Raw genomic sequence first — 14,211 nt, forward strand, 5'->3', positions numbered from 1 at the left:
GCCGCCCTAGGCCTGGGGCGGCGTCACCGGGGCCATGACTTGGATGATCCCGGCGGCGATCCTGGCGGTCACCGGGGTCTTGGCGAGCACCTCGCCATCGATCGAGATCGGCAGCTTGGGGATCGTGTCGACGCGCATGCTCTTGCCGCGGAAGTCGCGGACCTCCTCGTGGCGCGATTCGTGACGGAAGACGCTGGCGACCCAGTTCTGGACCAGCCGCCGCTTCATCTTGCCCATCACCGCCTGCACGACGATCTCGCCCGAATCGACCGCCGCCGCGTCGACCAGCTCGGTCCCGCCATGATAGGGACCGTTCGAGATCCGCACCTCGACGACGCGCATCCGCACCGCGTCCGGGCCCTCGCCGACGATCAGCGTGAACGGACGGAAGCGCATGAACTGATACGCCGCCCAGCCGAGATAACCGACCCGGCCCAGCACCTTCTTGAGGCCGTGCGGCACCGTCTCGGCGATCTTCGGGCTGATCCCCATCGCCGCGCAATTGGCGAAATAATCGCCGTCGATCATGCCGAGATCGATCCGCCGCGGCGCGCCCGTCCGGATGACCTCGACCGCGCCCTCGATCGTCAGCGGAATGCCCAGCGTCCGCGCAAAGCTGTTCGCGGTCCCGAGCGGGAGCACGCCGAGGATGACGTCGTGCCCGACCATCAGGTCGACCAGCCCGCTGATCGTGCCGTCGCCGCCACCCAGGATCAGCAGATCGGGCTTGGCGGCGAGCGCACGGCGGACGGTGGGTTCCAGATCCTCGGGGTTCTCGACCGCATGCGCGTCGACCTCATAGGGAAGCCCCGACATCGCCGCACAGGCGCGCTTGAACAGCGCCTGTCCTTTGCGCGATTTCGCGTTCACCACGAGCGCGGCGGAGCGGATCGGCCGGTCGCGCGCCGGCCCGGTATCGGGCGCCTGGGTCGTTTCTGTGGTGGTGGCGGTCATGCGAGGCCCAACGCGCGAAAGGGAAATGCGTCCCCGAGGCCGAATCGGCAGCGATCGGTTTCGTTCGCGCCGACCGTAACGCTTGCCTGCGCGGCGTCCATCCCGCAAAAGCCGCGCCATGTCCGCAAGCTATCCCGCGCTGCGCCTGCGCCGCACCCGCTCGTCCGACTGGAGCCGCCGGCTCCATGCCGAGACCGTCCTCACGCCGGCCGATCTGATCTGGCCGCTGTTCGTCGTCGAGGGGGAGGGCGTCGAGCAACCGATCGCCAGCCTGCCCGGCGTATCGCGCTGGTCGGTCGACCAGATCGTCGCGCGCGGTCGCGAGGCGCGTGACCTCGGCATTCCGTGCATCGCGCTGTTCCCCTACACCCAGCCCGAGCGTCGCACCGAGGATGGCCGCGAGGCGCTCAACCCCGACAATCTGATGTGCCAGGCGATCCGTGCGCTCAAGGATGCGGTGCCCGAGGTCGGCGTGCTGACCGACGTTGCGCTCGATCCCTATACCAGCCACGGGCATGACGGGCTGGTCGACGCCGCGGGCTATGTCGTCAACGACACCACCGCGGAGATGCTCGTCGCGCAGGCGCTGAACCAGGCGGCGGCGGGCGCGGACATCATCGCGCCGAGCGACATGATGGACGGTCGGATCGGCATGATCCGCACCGCGCTCGAGGCGGAGTCGCATCACAACGTCCAGATCATGTCCTATGCCGCCAAATATGCGAGCGCCTTTTACGGCCCGTTCCGCGATGCGGTCGGCAGCCGCGGGCTGCTGAAGGGCGACAAGAAGACGTACCAGATGGACAACGCCAATGCCGAGGAGGCGCTGCGCGAGGTCGCGATGGATCTCGCCGAGGGCGCGGATACGGTGATGGTCAAGCCGGGCCTGCCCTATCTCGACATCATCGTCCGCGTCCGTCAGGCGTTCGAGGTGCCGGTCTTCGCCTATCAGGTGTCGGGCGAATATGCGATGATCGAGGCGTCGGCCGCAGCGGGCGCGGGCGACCGTGACGCGCTGGTGCTCGAGACGCTGATGGCGTTCAAGCGCGCCGGCTGTTCGGGCGTGCTGACCTATCATGCGGCACACGCGGCCCGGCTCCTGAATGGATGAGTTCAGGCTTGAGACCGAGCGTCTCATCCTGCGCGCGTGGCGGGACGCGGACGTCGAGCCCTTTGCGGCGATGGGGCGTGACCCCGATGTGATGCGCTTTCTCGGGCCGGCGGCGACGCTCGCCGAGACGCAGGCGGCGGTCGGCCGGATGGTCGATCGGCAACGTGCATCGGGGCATTGCTTCTGGGCGATCGAACGCAAGGCGGATGCCGCGTTTCTCGGCTTTTGCGGTCTGGTGCCGAGCAAGCCGCCGATCGACGGCGCGATCGAGATCGGCTGGCGTCTCGCGCGTCATGCCTGGGGGCAGGGCTATGCGTCCGAAGCCGCGGCGGCGAGCCTCGCCTGGGGCTGGGCCCATCTACCCGTCGCGCATATCGTCGCCATCACGGTCCCCGCCAACATGCGCAGCCGCGCGCTGATGGAGCGGCTGGGCATGACCCATGTCGAGGACGGCGATTTCGACCATCCCGATCTCGCCGCCACCGACCCGCTGCGCCGGCACGTCCTCTATCGGATCCATCGCCCCACCAATGTCTGATCCTTCCCCGATGGCGCGGTGGTGCCGCGTCCTGTTCGTCGCGACGATCCTGGCAGGGTCGTTCCTGCTGTTCCTCGTCCAGCCGATGGTCGCGCGCATGGCGCTGCCGCGGCTCGGCGGCGCGCCTGCCGTGTGGAACTCGGCGATGCTCGTCTACCAGGCGCTGCTGCTCGGCGGCTATGCCTATGCGCACTGGCTCGGACGGGTGAAGCCGCGCGCGCAGGCGGCCATCCATCTCGGCGTGCTCGCGGTCGCGGCTTTGTGGCTGCCGATCGGGCTGTTCGCGCTCGATCTGCCCGCCGATGCGCAGCCTGCGGTGTGGGTGCCTTGGCTGCTCGGCCTGTCGATCGGGCCGCTGTTCTTCGCGGTGTCGGCCCAGGCGCCGCTGATCCAGCGCTGGTTCAGCGCGTCGAGCGGCGGCGCGGATCCCTATGCGCTCTATGCCGCGTCCAACCTCGGCAGCTTCGCCGGGCTGATCGCCTATCCGCTGGTGGTCGAGCCGCTGCTGGCGATCCACGGGCAGAGCCTGTTGTGGACCGCAGGCTATGCGGTGCTCGTCCTGCTGGTCGCACTCTGCGCGACGCGGCTGCCGCGCACCGCGTCGGCCGAGCATGTCGCCGCGACCAGCTCGGCGCCGGGCGCGGCGCGGATCCTCCACTGGATCGCGCTCGCGCTGGTGCCGTCGGGGCTGATGCTCGCCACCTCGACCTATATCACCACCGATATCGTCGCGATGCCGCTGCTCTGGGTGCTGCCGCTCGGGCTCTATCTGCTCAGCTTTACCATCGCCTTCGCGCAGGACCGCACGCTCGCCGACCTGCTGACCCGGATCGCCCCGGTGACGATCCTGCTGTTCGGCGGGGTGATCATGGGCGGGTTCAACGACAAGCCAGTGTTCAGCGCGACGATCGCGCTGACCTTGCTGTTCATGGTCTCGGTCGCGCTCCACACCGCCATGTATCGCCGGCGTCCGGCCCCCGACCGGCTGACGGGCTTCTATCTCGCAATGTCGGTCGGCGGCGTGCTGGGCGGAGTGTTCGCGGCGTTGCTGGCCCCCGTGATCTTCGACTGGACCTATGAATATCCGCTGCTGATCCTGGCAGCGGGCGTGCTCGTGCCGCAGATGTATTTGCTGGCGACGTTTCGCGCGGTCTGGTCGGGGCCGGCGGTGCGGCGCCGTCTCGGGCTCGCGGCCATCATCCTCGTCATGGCGGTGGCCGCCGGGCTGAGGATCAGCAACCCCGACGGCATATTGGGCGACCAGCATCAGGGCGCGGCCTTCCTGATCGTCGCCGCGATCGGCCTCGCCACACTTGGCGCACGGCTGCCCTATGTAGTCGTGCTCGCCAGCACGCTGGTGATGTTCGGGGGCTATCGTGCGCTGGAACTCAGCGCCGAGCGGGGCGCGCGCGAGCGCAGCTATTTCGGCGTCTACACGGTGCGCGACGGAGAGGGGGTCCGCGAGCTCGATCACGGCACCACCGTCCACGGCATCCAGCTGCGCGGTTCGCCCGCGCGCGAGCGGACGCCGACCACCTATTACGTCGCCGGATCGGGCGTGGGGCAGGCGATGCTGGCGCTCGGCCCGCTCTATGGCCCGGCGGCGCGGGTCGGTGTCGTCGGGCTGGGGACGGGCACCCTGTCCTGCTACGCGCGTCCGGGCGAGCAGTGGCGCTTCTACGAGATCGACCCGGCGGTCGTGCGGATCGCGCGCGATACCGGCCAGTTCAGCTATCTGTCGCGCTGCCTGCCCGATCCGGTGATCCGGATCGGCGACGCGCGGATCGCGCTGGCGGGGGAGCAGACCGCGAGCCTCGACCTGCTCGCGCTCGACGCCTTCTCGTCGGATACGGTGCCGATGCACCTGATGACGCGCGAGGCGTTCGCGACCTATGGCCGCGTGGTGTCGCGCAACGGGCTGCTGCTCGTGCATATCTCGAACCGCTATATCGACCTCGAACCGGTGGTCGCGGCCGCCGCGCGCGAGGCGGGGTGGCACGCCGTCCACCTGCTCTATCGTCCCTCGCCGCTCGACGCCGATCATCCCTCGCCATCGGACTGGATCGCGCTGTCGCGGGACCCGCGGGCGATCGCGCTGCTCCGGCAACGCAATTCAGGCTGGGAGCCGATCGTCGCACGCGACGGCATGGCCGCCTGGACCGACGATTATTCGACGATCCTGCCGCTGCTCAAGGGGCTCTGGTAGGCTGAGGGGGCGGCGTCAGGCGGCCGGGAGGCTCGCCTGGATCTGCGTGATGGTCGTTCCCTGCTTCTCGGCTTCGGCCTGCGCCGCGTCGCGCACCGCATCGAGCGCGGGATAGGCCGGCGCGAGCGTCGCCGCGCGATCGGTCGCGCGACGCTCGATATCGGTGACGAGCAGCGACGTCTGCGCCCGCCAGTCGTCGAGACCGGCCAGCGCGGTCTGGGCCGTCAGCCACGGCTCGCTGCCGACCGCACCGCCGCGTGCGGCGCGGGCCGCGGCCTCGGTGCTCGCCGCATCCTTCGCAAAGCCCGTCCTGATCCGGTCGAGCTGCGTCCGGAACGCTGCAATATCGGTGTCGAGCGTCGGGTCGGGCTGGACCACCACCGGCTTGCCCGCGGGTTCCCCGAAGCCGATCGATTCGGTCGGGCGGATCCCGAGCGAGGGATAGCTGGCGGTATCCTTGCTGCAGGCGCCGACCGCCAGCGCGGGTGCGAGAAGAAGGGCGATCAGCGCGGGGCGGAAAGGCTGTTTCATGCCCGTCGCTCTATGCCGCCGGCGCGGCGTACACAACTTTATCGCGCAACACCCTTGCGCCGCGAAAAATGCCTGCTATCAGCGCCCCTCCAGTGCACCCATAGCTCAGCTGGATAGAGCATCAGACTACGAATCTGAGGGTCGGGCGTTCGAATCGCTCTGGGTGCACCAGGATTTCCTGCCTCGCGGCGGGGCCAGACGGCCAGACACGGGCCGGCCGTAAACGGCATGGCGATGCACCCATAGCTCAGCTGGATAGAGCATCAGACTACGAATCTGAGGGTCGGGCGTTCGAATCGCTCTGGGTGCACCATCGTCCACAACCTGCCGCGGCACGATGCCGATAGCGGTCAGATCCCATAATATCCGCACTGCATCGGCGTCGCGACGCAACTGTCCCGTCGCATCACGCAATGCCCCCGTGCTTTTCGTCATCCTCCGAAAACTTCTTGCCGCGGCCGCTTGCACAGCCGCGAAGTGCTGGGTATAGGCGCCCCTCCAGTCACCGGTCGGTCCCCCAAGGGCGTAACGATCGGACTCCGTCGGGGAGTAGCTCAGCCTGGTAGAGCACTGTCTTCGGGAGGCAGGGGCCGGAGGTTCGAATCCTCTCTTCCCGACCATCATGCACCGCATGATCATGGCATGCCCAGGCGGCAGGCCGCTATTCCGCACCATCAATGCCGTTAAGGCCAAGAAGGTCTTGATTGGGTCGCGTCGTGTCCGTGCGCGAGCGGCATTCCGACTTGTCCGCCTCCGGGCCGATGGGCGCGCGCAGGCTTACAGCGCGCTGCCTAGTGCGTAGTTTCCGAGGCTGAGAACCCGCGGCTCAATCCCGTACTCCTCGACTCCCTGACCGTCTCCGGCGCGGCGCGCGACCGGATGATGGCTGGCGCAGGATGGAGTCGGCGCGATGATGGATGACGAGCCCGGTGCGGCCCAGCCTCGGCATGCCGTGATCCTGTGCCATCCGGATCTTGCGAGCTTCAACCATGCGATCGCGCACCGCTATTGCGAGGCGGTGCGCGCGAACGGCCAGCACGTTGTACTGCGCGACCTCTATGCGATGGGCTTCGATCCGGTGCTCAAACCGGCGGAATTGCCGACGCGGGATGCGGCGGTTCTCGCGCAGGACGTGCAGGACGAACGCGCGGCGATCGCGGGCTGCGACGTGTTCGTCCTCGTCTACCCGCTCTGGTTCGGATCCCCGCCGGCGATGATGAAGGGCTATATCGAGCGCGTGTTCGGCGCAGGGATCGAGCCTGTCGCGGTCCAGCAGCGTGCGCGCAGCCTGCTGCTCGGCGGCAAGCGGCTGCTGACCTTCACGACCGCGGCGGGCAGCCGGGTCTGGCTCGACGATCAGGGGCTAGGGGCGGGGCTGACGACCATGGTCGACCAGTATCTGGTCCACGCCTTCGGCATGCGGTCGCAGGAACAGCGCCGATTCGCCAATATCACCAGCCATCTCGATCCGCAGGTCGCCGGCCAGCATCTGAACGCCGTCACCGCGCAGGCAAACCGCACCTGCGCGCAACTGGCATTCGGCGACGAAGCGCTGCTGCGCGACCCTTCGCTGACCAGCCGGCTGGCCGGCTGATGCGCCCCCATCAAAGGACTATCGACATGCGTCCCATACCGCCCGCGATCCCCGCCGCTCGTCGATGGACTCCGCAATCTTGACCGGCCTCGCCCACAAGGCACCGCCGCATGCCGTGTCGTGCGCCGATCCGTTGTCGCCCGATGAGCTGCAGCGGATGGACGCCTATTGGCGCGCCGCCAATTATCTCTCGGTCGGCCAGATCTATCTGCGCGACAACGCGCTGCTCGAACGTCCGCTGACGATCGCCGACGTCAAGCCGCGGCTGCTCGGCCACTGGGGCACGACGCCGGGGCTCAACTTCCTCTACGTCCATCTCAACCGGCTGATCGTCGCGCACGACCTCGACATGATCAACATCATCGGGCCGGGGCATGGCGGTCCGGGGCTGGTGGCCCACACCTATCTCGAGGGCTCCTATACCGAGCGCTATCCCGCGATCGAGCGCAGCCGGTCGGGCATGCACCGGCTGTTCCGGCAATTCTCCTGGCCGGGCGGAATCCCCAGCCATGTCGCGCCCGAGACGCCGGGATCGATCCACGAGGGCGGCGAGCTCGGCTATTCGCTGGCGCATGCTTACGGCGCGGCGTTCGACAATCCGGACCTGCTGGTCGCCTGCGTGATCGGCGACGGCGAGGCGGAGACGGGGGCGCTGGCGGCGAGCTGGCATTCGAACAAGTTCCTCAACCCCGCGCGCGACGGCGCGGTCCTGCCGATCCTGCACCTCAACGGGTTCAAGATCGCCAACCCCACGCTCCTCGCGCGGATCGACGAGGACGAGCTCGACGCGCTGCTGCGCGGCTATGGGCATGAGCCGCTCTATGTCGGCGGCAGCGACCCCGCGCTGGTCCACCAGCAGCTCGCCTCCGCGCTCGACACCGCACTGGCGAGGATCCAGGCGATCCAGGCCGAGGCACGCATCCCCGGCGCGACGCCCGAACGCCCGCGCTGGCCGATGATCGTGTTCCGCACGCCCAAGGGGTGGACCGGCCCGAAGACCGTCGACGGCAAGCCGGTCGAAGGCACGTGGCGCGCGCATCAGGTCCCGATCGCCGACTTCAAGGACCCCGAGCATCTGCGGCTGCTCGAGGACTGGATGCGCAGCTACCGCCCCGAGGAGCTGTTCGATGCGACAGGCAAGTTCCTCGACATCTACGCCTCGCTCGCCCCGACCGGGCATCGGCGGATGGGGTCGAACCCGCATGCCAATGGCGGCGAGACGATGGTGGCGCTGTCGCTGCCCGACTTCCGCGCGCATGCCGTGCCGGTCGCCGCGCCGGGCACGGTCATGGCCGAGGCGACGCGGGTTTTCGGTCGCTATCTGCGCGACGTGATGAAGCTCAACATGCCGAACGTGAACTTCCGCCTGTTCGGGCCCGACGAGACCGCGTCGAACCGTCTCGCCGATGTCTATGACGTGTCGGGCAAGGTCTGGATGGCCGAGGTCGAGGCGGTCGACGAGCACCTGACGTCCGACGGCCGCGTGATGGAGGTGCTGAGTGAGCATCTGTGCCAGGGCTGGCTCGAGGGCTATCTGCTTACCGGCCGCCACGGGCTGTTTTCCTGTTACGAGGCGTTCGTCCACATCGTCGATTCGATGGTCAACCAGCATGCCAAATGGTTGAAGGTGACGCGCGGCATCCCGTGGCGGCGGCCGATCGCGTCGCTCAACTATCTGCTGACGTCACATGTCTGGCGACAGGATCACAACGGCCTGTCGCATCAGGATCCGGGGTTCATCGATCACGTCGCCAACAAGACCGCGGAGGTCACGCGGATCTATCTGCCCCCCGACGCCAATTGCCTGTTGTCGGTCGGCGACCATTGCCTGCGCAGCCGCGGCTATGTGAACGTCATCGTCGCGGGGAAGCAGCCCGAATGGCAGTGGCTGGGGATCGACGCGGCGGTGCGGCACTGCACCGCGGGCGCCGGCATCTGGGACTGGGCTGGCGACGATGCGGAGCCCGATGTGGTGATGGCGTGCGCGGGCGACGTCCCGACGCTCGAGACGCTGGCTGCGGTCACGCTGCTGCGTGCCTATGTCCCCGACATCCGGATCCGGGTGGTCAATGTCGTCGACCTCATGGTGCTGCAGCCGCGATCCGAACATACGCACGGGCTCGACGAGCGCGAATTCGACGCGCTGTTCACGCGCGACACACCGGTGATCTTCGCGTTCCACGGCTACCCGGCGATGATCCACAAGCTGACCTACCGCCGCGCCAACCACGCCAACATCCATGTCCGCGGCTACAAGGAAATGGGCACGACGACGACGCCGTTCGACATGGTCGTGCTGAACGATCTCGACCGGTACCGGCTCGCGCTCGACGCGATCGAGCGGATCCCGCGGTTCCGCGACCGCGTCCCGCGCGAGACCGCGCGCTACTGGACGACGATGGAACGGCACAAGCTCTACATCGCCGAACAGGGCGACGATCTGCCGGAGGTGCGCGACTGGCAATGGGCGCGCTGATCCTCGCGCTGAACAGCGGGTCGTCGACGTTGAAATACGGGCTCTACGCCGTCGACCCGGAGCCTGCGTTACTGATCGGCGGGACGATCGAGACCGCCGACGGTCACGTTTCGGTCCTGGACGCGCTCGACGCCGCGTTGCGGGACAGCCCGGCGCCGACCGCGATCGGCCACCGGATCGTCCATGGCGGCCCGCATCGTACCGCGCATTGCCTGATCGACGATGCGGTGACCGCGGATCTGGTCGCGGCCTGTGCGTTCGCACCGCTCCATGGTCCGGCGGCGCTCGCGCTGATCGCGGCCGCGCGCGCGCGCTATCCCGGGCTGCCGCAGGTCGCCTGTTTCGACACCGCCTTCCATGCCGATCTGCCAGACGTCGCTCAGGTCCTGCCGATCCCGCGTCACTACCGCGCAAGCGGCGTGCGGCGGTACGGCTTTCACGGCCTGTCGTGCGAATCGATCCTGGCGCAGCTCGGTAAAAGAGTGCCGTCGCGCCTCGTCATCGCGCATCTCGGCAACGGGGCGAGCGTCACCGCGGTGCGCGACGGGCGATCGGTCGACACCAGCATGGGGCTGACGCCGTCGGGCGGCGTGATCATGGCCACGCGGACGGGGGATATCGACCCGGGCGTCCTGCTGTACCTGCTGCGCGAGACCGGGCTCGACGCCGGGGCGCTGGCGACGATGATCGATCACGGTTCGGGAATGGCGGGGATTTCGGGACTGTCGGGAGACATGCGCGTGCTGCGTGCGGCGGCCGGGAGCAACCCCGACGCCGACCTGGCGATCCGGATGTTCGAGCGATCGGTCTGCAAGCAGATCGCGGCGATGGCTGCGACGCTCGGGGGGATCGACCTGCTCGTGCTGACCGGCGGGATCGGCGAACATGACCGCGCGACCCGGCAGGCGATCGGTACCGGCCTGGCATGGCTGCCGGGCTTGGCGATCCGGATCGTCGCCTCGCGCGAGGATGACGAGATCGCCCGTCATGCCGCCCGGCTGAGCCAGGCGGGGGGCGTCGGACCCTCGCGCTGACCGCTTCGGTTCGCACGGCGTCCTCACCCGGCGAGCGTCAGCATGGCGGCCGCGATCGCCGCGAGCAGGGCACCGTCAGTCGTCGCGCGGTCGAGGATCCGGTCACCGTGCCGGTCCGCCGCCGCGCGCAGGGCCGGCGACGGCACCCGCCCGTCGAGCAGGATCGCCCGCCCAGCCCAGCCCAGGCCCCGCATCGTCGCGAGCGCCGCCATGCCGTCGTCATCCTGCCCCGCCAGCCGGGGATCGGAGAGGTCGAGGATGATGCACGCATGGTCGCGCGATGCCGGATCGGACACCAGGGCCGTACAGCTTGCATAGGACCGTACCCGGTAGCGTTCTGACAGCAGCAGGATCTGCCGCGCACGGCGTCGCGCGGGATTGCCGTCGACCAGCGAGATGCCCGGGCTGATAGGCAGAAACGGGGCCGGTGGGGTCATCGTCGATCCTTGTCGGACCTTCGATGACAGGACCCGCGGACCCGGTCTGTACGTAAAACACGGGGGGCGCTCAGGCGGGGTCGACAGGTTCGCCCAGGCCCGCGGCAAAGGCGATGCGCAGCACGTCCGACAGGCTGCGCGCCATCAGCTTTTCCATCAGATTGGCGCGGTGGACCTCGACCGTCCGCGTCGCGATGTCGAGATCGAACGCGATCAGCTTGTTCGGCCGGCCCAGGACCATCCCGTCGAGCACGTCGCGCTCGCGCGGGGTCAGCGCCGCGAGCAGGACGCTGGCCTCGGCCGCGGCGAGCTGGTCGCGGCCGATCCGTGCGGCCTTGGCGAGCGCGGTCTCGATCGCCGCGAGCAGCGTCGCGCGCTCGAACGGCTTTTCCAGAAACTCGATCGCCCCCGCCTTGATCGCACGCACCGCGAGCGCGACGTCGCCGTGCCCGGTCAGCATGATCACGGGCAGGGCGATGCCGCGCTGCGCCAGCGTCGCCTGGACCTCGAGCCCGTCGATATCGGGCATCCGCACGTCGAGCAGGACACAGCCACGCGCCTCGCGCGTGACGTGCTTGAGGAAATGCGTGCCCGACACATGTGTCTCGACCGCATAGCCCGCCTTGCGCAGCAGGAAGCCGACCGACTGGCGGATCGCGGGATCGTCGTCGACGACGTGCACGACTCGGCTGGTCTCATCCATCGACAACATCCTGTGTGGCGAGCGGTATCGTGAAGTGGAAGGCGGTACCGGCGGGGCATGTCGGTTCGACCCAGATCCGGCCGCCATGCGCCTCGACGATCGTCCGACAGATCGACAGGCCAAGGCCCATGCCGTCGCTCTTGGTGGTGGCGAACGCGTCGAACAGGCGTTCGCGGATCGCCGGATCGATGCCCGCACCGGTATCGGCCACGCTGATCCGCACCCAGCCTTCGCGATCCGCCAGCGTCGCGATCGTCAGGCGCTTGTCGGGCGCGCAGGCCATCGACTGGATGGCGTTGCGGATCAGATTGACCAGGACCTGCTGGATCTGGATGCGATCGACCCGCACCAGATCGGCGCCCTGGCGGATATCGGTGGTGACCGTGATCCCCGCCTCGTGCGCGCCGAGCAGTCCCAGGCTGATCGCCTCCTCGACGAGTGCGGCGAGCGGTTCGACGCGCAGCGCGGTGTCGCCGCCCTCGACGAACGCGCGCAGCCGCCGGACGATCGTGCCGGCGCGCAGCGACTGCGCCGCCGCGAGCTCGAGCGCCTCGGCGATCTCCGCCAGCAGCGGTGACGGCGCGTCGCCGATCATGTCCCGCGTCGCCTCCAGATAATTGGCGATCGCGGTCAGCGGCTGGTTGATCTCATGCGCGAGCGTCGATGCCATCGTGCCCATCGCGCTGACCCGCGAGACGTGGACCAGCTCGGCCTGCAGTTCCTTCAACCGGCGCTCGGTCGCCTGGCGCTGGCTGATGTCGCGGATGAAGCCGGTGAAGATCCGCTCGCCCGCGATCGACGCCTCGCCGACCGCGAGCTCGATCGGAAAGACCTCGCCATTCTTGCGCAGCGCGTGTTCGAGCCGGACATTGCCGATGACATGCCGCACCCCGGTCCGCCGGTAGGTGTGCAGATGCGCGTCATGCGCGGCGGCATTCGCGGGCGGCATGAGCATCGCGACGTTGCGACCGATCACCTCGTCCGTCTCATAGCCGAAGACGAGCGCGGCGGCGGCGCTGAACGATACGATGACGCCATATTCGTTCATCACGATCATCGCATCGGGAACGGTGTTCAGGATCGAGCGCAGATGATGTTCGCGCCGGAGGATCGCGGCCTCCGCCGCCTTTTCGTCGGTGATGTCGCGGATCACCTTGCCGAAGCCGCGCAGCGCGCCCGCATCGTCGTGCAGCGCGGTGATCGTCACGCTCGCGAGAAATTCCGATCCGTCCTTGCGGACCCGCCAGCTTTCCTCCTCGATCCGGCCACCGGCATGCGCGCGCTCGAGATCTGCGCGCGGCTTGCCTGCCGCGACGTCTTCGGCCGGGTAGAAGATCGCGGCATCGCGGCCGATGATCTCGGCCTCGGTCCATCCCTTGATCCGCTCGGCGCCCCGGTTCCAGATCGTTACACGCCCCTGCGGGTCGAGCATGTAGATCGCATAGGTCGTCGCCGCGTCGATCAGCAGGCCGAGCTCCTCCGCCAGTACGGCGGGACGTCCGGCAGCCGCGTCGCCCATGTCGGACGGATGCGCGATCATGCGGGCGAGGCGGCCGGTCGGGCTGGGCGCGTGCGGTTCATCGGGCTCTGGGCCTTGTCCGGCGGTCGGGTCCGATACGCCGGCGGCCAAGATCCTGGTCGCCGGTACGGAGCCGGCCTGCACGATAGACCAGAACCGCCGCACCGGCCACCGCGGGTCGATCGCGCACCCCAATGTCCGAACGGGTCAGGCGGGCGGCGATGCCAGCGTCAGTCGCAGGATCATCGCGGAGGGATCGCCAGGGCAGGGGGCTGCCGTCCACCCGCGCTCGCGCTCCATGTCGATCGCCTGGTGATTGTCGCGGCTCTCGATCGATTCGAGCGTGCGGAGGCCCTTGGCGCGCGCAAACGTCGCGACGTGATCGAGCAGGACCCAGCTGATCCCGCGCCGCTTGAAATCGCTGCGGATCGCGACCGCGACCTCGGCGCGCAGGCCGTCGTCATCACCGACCAGCATCGCGGTTGCGAGGATCCGGCCGCTGCCGATCTCGCAGGCAAGGAAATGCTCGCTATGCTCGTGATCGACGCGCAGCAGCGCGAGCAGCTGCTCGTGCCCGACATGGTCGATCGCACTGAGGAAGCGGAAGCGCAGATCCTCCTTGCCGACATGCGTGAAGAAGTCAGCCAGCGCCGCCTCGTCATCCGGCGTGATCGGGCGGACGTGAAACGCGTAGCCGGTCCGGGTCGTCAGATCCGCGCTCCAGTCGGTGGCCGGCGCGGGGAGGGTATCTGGCGAATCGGTGTTGCGGGCGGCATCGGCCATGCTGGCATCCTTCCACGGGGTGCACGCCCTCGAAAATGAGGACGGCCCCGGGTAGCGCCCGCTCGCCCGTCGCTGCACCGTCGGGAAACACGTAGCGACACGGTCACCGCACACGACGAACGGCGCGATCCGATAGAAACCAGCGATGTCGGAATGGGTAGACTTGGTGACCCCTACGAGAATCGAACTCGTGCTTACGCCGTGAGAGGGCGTCGTCCTAACCGCTAGACGAAGGGGCCGTGTAGTCGAGCCGCGCTCCTACGGAAGCGGGGCGCGGGCGTCAAGGCGGTGCGGCGGCAAAATCGCGCGATGTGCATGTTTTGCC

12 protein-coding genes and 4 tRNA genes are annotated in these 14,211 nt (G+C 68.5%); 9 read left to right on the forward strand and 7 right to left on the reverse strand.

Going from position 1 to position 14,211, the window contains the following annotated elements; translation table 11 throughout:
• Positions 1–6: 6 nt before the first annotated feature.
• Positions 7–954 (reverse strand): diacylglycerol/lipid kinase family protein, encoded by a 948-nt coding sequence (locus IFT71_RS15770; RefSeq protein ID WP_192141927.1) that lies wholly within the window; start codon positions 952–954, stop codon positions 7–9.
• A gap of 118 nt (positions 955–1,072) precedes the next feature.
• Between IFT71_RS15770 and hemB the strand changes: the two genes are divergently transcribed.
• From hemB to IFT71_RS15785, 3 genes are read left to right on the forward strand one after another with little or no spacing between them, the layout of a single operon-like run.
• Complete coding sequence (gene hemB / locus IFT71_RS15775; RefSeq protein ID WP_031396015.1) at positions 1,073–2,065, forward strand: porphobilinogen synthase; 993 nt, start codon at positions 1,073–1,075, stop codon at positions 2,063–2,065.
• Positions 2,058–2,603 (forward strand): GNAT family N-acetyltransferase, encoded by a 546-nt coding sequence (locus IFT71_RS15780; RefSeq protein WP_192141928.1) that lies wholly within the window; start codon positions 2,058–2,060, stop codon positions 2,601–2,603. Before hemB ends, IFT71_RS15780 begins: the two co-directional genes overlap by 8 nt.
• The gene (locus IFT71_RS15785) at positions 2,596–4,809 is read left to right on the forward strand and encodes a hypothetical protein (protein WP_244654950.1); all 2,214 of its coding nucleotides are present in this window, start codon (positions 2,596–2,598) and stop codon (positions 4,807–4,809) included. Before IFT71_RS15780 ends, IFT71_RS15785 begins: the two co-directional genes overlap by 8 nt.
• Positions 4,810–4,824: 15 nt before the next feature.
• Here IFT71_RS15785 and IFT71_RS15790 read toward each other — a convergent pair whose 3' ends face one another.
• Entirely contained in the window at positions 4,825–5,340 is a 516-nt protein-coding gene (locus tag IFT71_RS15790) for a hypothetical protein (RefSeq protein WP_192141929.1), read from the reverse strand.
• Positions 5,341–5,434: 94 nt separating this feature from the next.
• Here IFT71_RS15790 and IFT71_RS15795 point away from each other — a divergent pair.
• The 6 genes from IFT71_RS15795 (at position 5,435) to IFT71_RS15820 (ending at position 10,444) form a co-directional block, all read left to right on the forward strand.
• Positions 5,435–5,511 (forward strand) — tRNA-Arg (locus tag IFT71_RS15795).
• Between the two features lie 65 nt (positions 5,512–5,576).
• A tRNA-Arg gene (locus tag IFT71_RS15800) sits at positions 5,577–5,653 on the forward strand.
• Between the two features lie 230 nt (positions 5,654–5,883).
• Positions 5,884–5,960, forward strand: a tRNA-Pro gene (locus IFT71_RS15805).
• 290 nt (positions 5,961–6,250) lie between these two features.
• The gene (locus IFT71_RS15810) at positions 6,251–6,934 is read left to right on the forward strand and encodes an NAD(P)H-dependent oxidoreductase (protein WP_192141931.1); all 684 of its coding nucleotides are present in this window, start codon (positions 6,251–6,253) and stop codon (positions 6,932–6,934) included.
• A 64-nt stretch (positions 6,935–6,998) separates the two neighbouring features.
• The gene (locus tag IFT71_RS15815) at positions 6,999–9,410 is read left to right on the forward strand and encodes a phosphoketolase family protein (RefSeq protein WP_192141933.1); all 2,412 of its coding nucleotides are present in this window, start codon (positions 6,999–7,001) and stop codon (positions 9,408–9,410) included.
• Complete coding sequence (locus IFT71_RS15820) at positions 9,398–10,444, forward strand: acetate/propionate family kinase (protein WP_192141934.1); 1,047 nt, start codon at positions 9,398–9,400, stop codon at positions 10,442–10,444. The genes IFT71_RS15815 and IFT71_RS15820 overlap by 13 nt, the downstream gene beginning before the upstream one ends.
• 23 nt (positions 10,445–10,467) lie before the next feature.
• Here the strand turns inward: IFT71_RS15820 and IFT71_RS15825 are convergent, their stop codons facing one another.
• From IFT71_RS15825 to IFT71_RS15845, 5 genes are all read right to left on the reverse strand, one after another.
• The gene (locus tag IFT71_RS15825; protein ID WP_192141936.1) at positions 10,468–10,881 is read right to left on the reverse strand and encodes a response regulator; all 414 of its coding nucleotides are present in this window, start codon (positions 10,879–10,881) and stop codon (positions 10,468–10,470) included.
• A gap of 70 nt (positions 10,882–10,951) precedes the next feature.
• On the reverse strand, positions 10,952–11,584 hold the full coding sequence (locus tag IFT71_RS15830) for a response regulator transcription factor (RefSeq protein ID WP_192141938.1): 633 nt from the start codon (positions 11,582–11,584) through the stop codon (positions 10,952–10,954).
• Positions 11,577–13,214, reverse strand: coding sequence for a PAS domain-containing sensor histidine kinase (locus IFT71_RS15835; RefSeq protein WP_244654951.1), 1,638 nt, complete (start codon positions 13,212–13,214; stop codon positions 11,577–11,579). The genes IFT71_RS15830 and IFT71_RS15835 overlap by 8 nt, the downstream gene beginning before the upstream one ends.
• Before the next feature lie 96 nt (positions 13,215–13,310).
• Positions 13,311–13,886 (reverse strand): GNAT family N-acetyltransferase, encoded by a 576-nt coding sequence (locus IFT71_RS15840; RefSeq protein ID WP_192141940.1) that lies wholly within the window; start codon positions 13,884–13,886, stop codon positions 13,311–13,313.
• Positions 13,887–14,050: 164 nt separating this feature from the next.
• Positions 14,051–14,125: transfer RNA gene (locus tag IFT71_RS15845), tRNA-Glu, on the reverse strand.
• Between the last annotated feature and the right edge of the window lie 86 nt (positions 14,126–14,211).

The organism is Sphingomonas sp. CFBP 13733, from assembly GCF_014841795.1.
GTDB classification, from domain to species: Bacteria; Pseudomonadota; Alphaproteobacteria; order Sphingomonadales; family Sphingomonadaceae; genus Sphingomonas; species Sphingomonas aerolata.

Bases quoted from the DNA above. Each gene is read 5' to 3' on its own strand.
- IFT71_RS15840 (WP_192141940.1), bottom strand. From the start codon at position 13,886: ATGGCCGATGCCGCCCGCAACACCGATTCGCCAGATACCCTCCCCGCG.
- IFT71_RS15825 (WP_192141936.1), bottom strand. From the start codon at position 10,881: ATGACCCCACCGGCCCCGTTTCTGCCTATCAGCCCGGGCATCTCGCTG.
- IFT71_RS15830 (WP_192141938.1), bottom strand. From the start codon at position 11,584: ATGGATGAGACCAGCCGAGTCGTGCACGTCGTCGACGACGATCCCGCG.
- IFT71_RS15790 (WP_192141929.1), bottom strand. From the start codon at position 5,340: ATGAAACAGCCTTTCCGCCCCGCGCTGATCGCCCTTCTTCTCGCACCC.
- IFT71_RS15785 (WP_244654950.1), top strand. From the start codon at position 2,596: ATGTCTGATCCTTCCCCGATGGCGCGGTGGTGCCGCGTCCTGTTCGTC.
- IFT71_RS15815 (WP_192141933.1), top strand. From the start codon at position 6,999: ATGGACTCCGCAATCTTGACCGGCCTCGCCCACAAGGCACCGCCGCAT.
- IFT71_RS15820 (WP_192141934.1), top strand. From the start codon at position 9,398: ATGGGCGCGCTGATCCTCGCGCTGAACAGCGGGTCGTCGACGTTGAAA.
- hemB (WP_031396015.1), top strand. From the start codon at position 1,073: ATGTCCGCAAGCTATCCCGCGCTGCGCCTGCGCCGCACCCGCTCGTCC.
- IFT71_RS15780 (WP_192141928.1), top strand. From the start codon at position 2,058: ATGGATGAGTTCAGGCTTGAGACCGAGCGTCTCATCCTGCGCGCGTGG.
- IFT71_RS15810 (WP_192141931.1), top strand. From the start codon at position 6,251: ATGATGGATGACGAGCCCGGTGCGGCCCAGCCTCGGCATGCCGTGATC.
- IFT71_RS15770 (WP_192141927.1), bottom strand. From the start codon at position 954: ATGACCGCCACCACCACAGAAACGACCCAGGCGCCCGATACCGGGCCG.